The sequence below is a fragment of the uncultured Gemmiger sp. genome (genome assembly GCA_944388105.1).
GTDB lineage: Bacteria > Bacillota > Clostridia > Oscillospirales > Ruminococcaceae > Gemmiger.
Map to the genome: position 1 here is coordinate 1 of CALXHN010000122.1, position 5,677 is coordinate 5,677.

At 66.8% G+C, this 5,677-nt stretch carries 5 protein-coding genes; 4 read left to right on the forward strand and 1 reads right to left on the reverse strand.

Annotated elements, in window-relative coordinates; all coding sequences use genetic code 11:
- Nucleotides 1-350 (reverse strand): winged helix-turn-helix transcriptional regulator (locus tag Q0K17_RS10260; protein WP_366776924.1); only part of this gene is annotated, 350 nt, incomplete at its 3' end.
- Between the two features lie 184 nt (nt 351-534).
- Here Q0K17_RS10260 and Q0K17_RS10265 point away from each other — a divergent pair.
- Genes Q0K17_RS10265 through Q0K17_RS10280 form a run of 4 tightly spaced genes read left to right on the forward strand, consistent with a single transcriptional unit; the run spans nt 535 to nt 5,677 of the window.
- A complete protein-coding gene (locus tag Q0K17_RS10265) occupies nt 535-1,845 on the forward strand; it encodes a M18 family aminopeptidase (protein ID WP_294542786.1) in 1,311 nt (436 codons plus the stop codon).
- Nucleotides 1,842-2,780, forward strand: coding sequence for a tRNA glutamyl-Q(34) synthetase GluQRS (gene gluQRS / locus Q0K17_RS10270; protein ID WP_294542788.1), 939 nt, complete (start codon nt 1,842-1,844; stop codon nt 2,778-2,780). Before Q0K17_RS10265 ends, gluQRS begins: the two co-directional genes overlap by 4 nt.
- Nucleotides 2,781-2,816: 36 nt before the next feature.
- Nucleotides 2,817-5,399: a heavy metal translocating P-type ATPase gene (locus Q0K17_RS10275; protein ID WP_294542789.1), complete on the forward strand. Its 2,583-nt coding sequence runs from the start codon at nt 2,817-2,819 to the stop codon at nt 5,397-5,399.
- Nucleotides 5,396-5,677, forward strand: coding sequence for an acylphosphatase (locus tag Q0K17_RS10280; RefSeq protein ID WP_294542790.1), 282 nt, complete (start codon nt 5,396-5,398; stop codon nt 5,675-5,677). Before Q0K17_RS10275 ends, Q0K17_RS10280 begins: the two co-directional genes overlap by 4 nt.

A 5,677-nucleotide genomic window follows, 5' to 3' on the forward strand; every position in this document is an offset into this window, starting at 1 on the left:
CCGCACACACAATCCCCAAACCTCTTGATATACGCCTGAATATCATCAAAAATCGGCATCAGGGCCTGTCCGTGCTCGGTCAGGCTGTACTCCACCCGGGGCGGTACCTCCCCGTAATCGCGGCGGGAGATCAGCCCGTCCGCCGCCAGCTCTTTCAGCTGGTTGCTCAGCATCTTGTGGGTCACGCTGCCCAGCAGGCTGCGCAGCTCCCCGTACCGCAGGGTGCCGTGGGCTCCCACCATGAACAGGATCCGCAGCTTCCATTTGCCGCTGATCTGTTCCATCACCTGTTCCATCTTGTCGCATCCCACGTCCGCATAACGGCAGTTGCATCCCGGTCCCGGTCTCATAAGCTTTACTCTCCTTTTGGATAGCGGTATCTTTTAAGTGCGTACTTGCCTTTTGGGCAAATCAGGGTAGAATTAAGAATACCACCAAAATTCTGTTGCCGCAAGCCCGGGGCTGCGGTACAATAAAAGCATGCCCAACCCTCACCGGGCCGGGCAAACCTATACTTAAAGAAGGAAACATACCATGCTGCTGCAACAACTGTTTGAGTTTCTCCACGCGGGGGTCACCCCGTTCCACGCCGTGGCCCACGCCGCGTCCCTGCTGGACGCCGCCGGCTTCACCCGCCTGGAAGAGGCGGATTACTGGAACCTGGAACCGGGCCGCGGCTACTATACCACCCGCAACAACTCCTCCCTCATCGCCTGGCGGGTGCCCGACCACGCCATCGGCGGCTGGCGCATCACCGCCAGCCACAGCGATTCCCCCACCTGGCGCATCAAGAACACCTCGGTCACCTCGGCGGGCTGCACCCGCCTGAACGTGGAAGGCTACGGCGGCATGAACATGGCCACCTGGCTGGACCGCCCCCTGTCCATCGCGGGCCGGGTGCTGGTGCGCACCGAGGACGGCCTGGAATCCCGTCTGGTGGATCTGGACCGGGACCTGGTGGTGATTCCCTCCCTGGCCATCCACATGGACCGGGCCCTCAACGACGGCCACAAGTATAACCCCCAGGTGGACATGCAGCCGCTGTACGGCCCCGAGGGCTGCCGCCCCCTGACCGCCCTGCTGGCCCAGGCTCTGGGCGTGGCCGAGGAGGAGATGGTGGACTTTGACCTGACCCTCTATACCCGGCAGGTGCCCACCACCATCGGGCCGGATGGGGAGTACTTCCTGGCGCCCCGCATCGACGACCTGGAATGTGCCGCCACCACCCTGTTCGGCTTCCTCTCGGCTGCCGACCACACCGACAGCGCCTGCGCCCCCGTCTGGGCCATGTTTGATAATGAGGAAGTGGGCAGCGGCACCCGCCAGGGCGCGGCCAGCGTCTTTTTGCGGGACGTGCTGGACCGGGTGTACGACGCCATCCCCCACAGTGCCCAGGGCATGCAGCGGGCCCTGGCCAACAGCTTTGTGCTCAGCGCCGACAACGCCCACGCCACCCACCCCAACTTCGCGGACAAGGCCGACCCCGCCAACCCGGTGCGGCTGGGCGGCGGCCTGGTGCTGAAGGTGAACGCCAGCCAGAAATACACCACCAACGCCCTGTCCGGGGCGGTGGTCAAGGAGATCTGCCGTCTGGCCGACGTAAAGGTGCAGCAGTTCGCCAACCGGGCGGACCTGCCCGGAGGCTCCACCCTGGGCAACCTGCAGAGCCACACCCTGCCGGTGCCCATGGCGGACATCGGTCTGGCCCAGCTGGGCATGCACAGCGCGGTGGAGACCGCCGCCGTGTCCGACGCCGACGCCATGGTGCGGGCGGTGGATGCCTTCTACCGCACCCATCTGCGCTGCCTGGGGGACGGCCAGTACACCCTGGAGGCCGCTGAATGACCGTAGGCCGCTACGCACCCAGCCCCAGCGGCCGGATGCACCTGGGCAACCTGTGCTGCTGCCTGCTGGCATGGCTCTCCGCCAAGAGCCAGGGCGGCCGGGTGGTGCTGCGCATCGAGGACCTGGACCAGGCCCGCTGCCCCCGCAAGTTCGCGGAACTTTTGCAGCAGGATCTGGACTGGCTGGGCCTTGCCGCCGACGAGGGCGGGGACAAGGGCGGCCCGCACGGTCCCTACTACCAGAGCGAGCGCAGCGGGATTTATCAACAATTTTATGAGATTCTGTGGAAAAAAGGGCTGGTCTATCCCTGCTTCTGCAGCCGCAGCCAGCTCCACGCCGCCGACGCCCCCCACCGCAGCGACGGCCAGGTGGTCTACGCCGGTACCTGCCGGAACCTGACCCCCGAACAGGTGGCGGAAAGATCCCGCCGCCGGCCGCCCGCCTGGCGGGTGAAAGTGCCTGACGAAACCATCGGCTTCACCGACGGCCATCTGGGCTATTACCAGGAAAACCTGGCCCGGGACTGCGGGGACTTCTACCTGCGCCGTGCGGACGGGGTGTTCGCCTACCAGCTGGCGGTGGTGGTGGATGATGCCCTCATGGGCGTCACCCAGGTGGTGCGGGGAGAGGACCTGCTCTCCAGCACCCCCCGGCAGCTGTGGCTCTACCGCACCCTGGGCCTGCCAGCCCCGGAATTTTTCCACATGCCCCTGCTGCTGGCCCCGGACGGGCGGCGGCTGTCCAAGCGGGACGGGGACGAAAGCCTGGAAAACCTCCAGGCGAAATATACCCCTGAGGAGATCATCGGGCGGCTGGCCTGGGTCTGCGGGCTGCAGAAGGCCCCCGACCCCCGCACCCCCGCCGAGCTGGCGGATGGTTTTTCCTGGGAAAAGGTGCCCCGGCAGGACATCCTCCTGCCCGAAGGGCTGTTTTGAAAGAATGCGACCGCAACGGAAAGGAAGTGTTACCGTATGCAGCGGTTTGAAGTGACCGGCATGAGCTGCGCCGCCTGCAGCGCCCATGTGGAAAAGGCTGTGGCCGCCGTGCCCGGGGTGTCCGGGGTGGCGGTGAGCCTGCTGACCAACAGCATGCAGGTGGAATATGAGGGCGACCCTGTGCCCGAGGATGTCATCGCGGCGGTGGAGGCCGCCGGGTACGGCGCCTCGGTGGCCGAGGAGGCGGACGCCGACGCCCTGGAAGATACCGAGACCCCGAAACTGCGCCGCCGCCTGATTCTGAGCCTGTGTTTCCTGGTGCCCCTGATGTACCTGAGCATGGGACATATGATCGGCCTGCCCCTGCCGCCCTTTCTGGAAGGGGACGGCGCCGGGGCGGTGGTGTACGGCGTTCTGCAGCTGGCCCTGACCCTGCCGGTGTGCTGGATCAACCGGGCCTTCTTCATCAGCGGCTGGAAAGGGGTGCGCAGTCTGGCCCCCGGCATGGACACGCTGGTGGCCATGGGCGCCGGGGCGGCGCTGGTCTACGGCGTCTTTGCCATCATCATGATGGGGGCGGGGCTGGCCTCCGGCAACCCGGACCAGGTCATGCAGTTCCGCCACGACCTGTATTTTGAATCCGCTTCCATGATCCTGACCCTCATCACGGTGGGCAAGATGCTGGAAGCCTACTCCAAGGGCAAGACCACCAGCGCCCTGAAAAGCCTGATGCAGCTGGCCCCGCCCACCGCCTGCGTCCTGCGGGAGGAAGGGGAGCTGACCATCCCGGTGGAACAGGTCCGGGTGGGGGACATCTTCCTGGTCCGTCCCGGGGAGAGCATCCCGGTGGACGGTGTGGTGCTGGAAGGCCAGTCCAGCGTGAACGAGGCCGCCCTCACCGGCGAGAGCATGCCGGTGGACAAGGAAAAGGGCAGCCCGGTGAGCGCCGCCACCATCAACCAGAACGGCGCCCTGACCTGTCGGGCCACCCGGGTGGGGCAGGACACCACCCTGAGCCAGGTCATCCGGCTGGTGGCGGACGCCGCCTCCACCAAGGCGCCCCTGGCCCGCACCGCCGACAAGGTGGCCGGGGTGTTTGTGCCCACGGTCATCGGCATTGCGGCGGTGACCCTGGTCATCTGGCTGCTCATCGGCAAACCCTTTGACTTCGCCCTGGCCCGGGGCATCAGCGTGCTGGTCATCAGCTGTCCCTGCGCCCTGGGTCTGGCCACCCCCGTGGCCGTCATGGTGGGGTCCGGTCTGGGGGCCCGCAGCGGCATCCTCTTCAAGACCGCCGCCAGCCTGGAAGCCACCGGCTACACCGACACGGTGGTGCTGGACAAGACCGGCACCGTGACCACCGGCGAACCCACGGTGGTGGAGGTGGTGGGCACCCGTCAGGTGCCCCAGAAGTTCCTGCTGGGCATGGCCGCCGCCCTGGAAAGCCAGAGCGAACATCCCCTGGCCAAGGCGGTGCTGGCCTGCGCCAAAGAGAACGGGGTGCGGCCCTCTATGGTCAAGGACGTGCAGGCCGTACCGGGCAAGGGCCTGGTGGGCAAGATGGCCGGCAAGGTCATGGCCGGCGGCAACGAGGACTTCATCTGCAGTCAGGCGGATGTGCCCGCCGACCTGCTGGAAGCAGGCCGCCGTCTGGCCGGACAGGGGGCCACGCCGCTGTATTTCTCCCTGGACGGTCATGCCGCCGGGGTCATCGGGGTGGCGGATTCGGTGAAGCCCAGCAGCAAGCAGGCCATTGCCGAACTGCGGGCCCTGGGCCTGCATGTGGTGCTGCTCACCGGGGATAACGCCAAAACCGCCGCCTACATTGCCCAGCAGGTGGGCCTGGACACCGCCGACGTGGTGGCCGGGGTACTGCCCGCCGGCAAGGAGGCGGAAGTCCGCCGCCTGCAGGAGGACGGCCGGGTGGCCATGGTGGGGGACGGCATCAACGACGCCCCCGCCCTGACCCGGGCGGATACCGGCATTGCCATCGGCGCCGGGGCGGATGTGGCCCTGGATGCCGCCGACGTGGTGCTGGTGCGCAGCGACCCGGCGGACGTGGCCGCCGCGGTGCGGCTGTCCCGCAAGGTGGTCACCAACATCCACCAGAACCTGTTCTGGGCCTTCTTCTACAACGCCGTCTGCATCCCGCTGGCGGCGGGGGTGCTCTATCCCTTGGGCATCCTGCTCAATCCCATGATCGCCGCCGCGGCCATGAGTCTTTCCAGCGTATGCGTGGTGACCAACGCCCTGCGGCTGAATACCTTTGATCCCCATGATGCCTCCCGCGACGCCCCGCCCAAACATGCGGCCCCGCCCCGGGAAGCATTGCCTGAACCCAAAGCCTGCCCGGTGGCCTGTCCGGCCATCCCGGCAGACCCCCAACCTGTGAAAGGAGAAGCTGTTATGACCAAGACCATTCATATCGAGGGCATGATGTGTGCCCACTGCGAAGCCACCGTCAAGAAGGCGCTGGAAGCCCTGGACGGGGTGGAGAGCGCCGCCGTCAGCCATGAGGCCGGCACCGCCGTGGTGACCATGACCGCTCCGGTGGCCGACGACGCCCTGCGGGACGCCGTGCAGGCCAAGGATTACACGGTCACCGGCATCGAGGAATGAGCGCCCCCCAGCGCCGCCACTGGCGGTTCACCGGCAGTGTGCAGGGTGTGGGGTTCCGATACCGGGCCCAGTATGCGGCCTCGCTGCTGGGGCTCACCGGCTGGGTGGTGAACAACTGGGACGGCAGCGTGGAGCTGGAAGCCCAGGGCGACCCCGCCGTGCTGGACAAGCTGGTGCCCACCCTGACCGCCACCAGCAAGTGGATCATGATCGAAAACATGACCTGCCGCACCGTTCCCCTGGAGGAAAACGAGCGGGGGTTCCGGGTGCGGGGCTGA

Excerpts from the sequence above, each read along its gene's own strand:
- Q0K17_RS10265 (WP_294542786.1), top strand. The coding sequence starts at position 535 with ATGCTGCTGCAACAACTGTTTGAGTTTCTCCACGCGGGGGTCACCCCG.
- Q0K17_RS10275 (WP_294542789.1), top strand. The coding sequence starts at position 2,817 with ATGCAGCGGTTTGAAGTGACCGGCATGAGCTGCGCCGCCTGCAGCGCC.
- gluQRS (WP_294542788.1), top strand. The coding sequence starts at position 1,842 with ATGACCGTAGGCCGCTACGCACCCAGCCCCAGCGGCCGGATGCACCTG.
- Q0K17_RS10280 (WP_294542790.1), top strand. The coding sequence starts at position 5,396 with ATGAGCGCCCCCCAGCGCCGCCACTGGCGGTTCACCGGCAGTGTGCAG.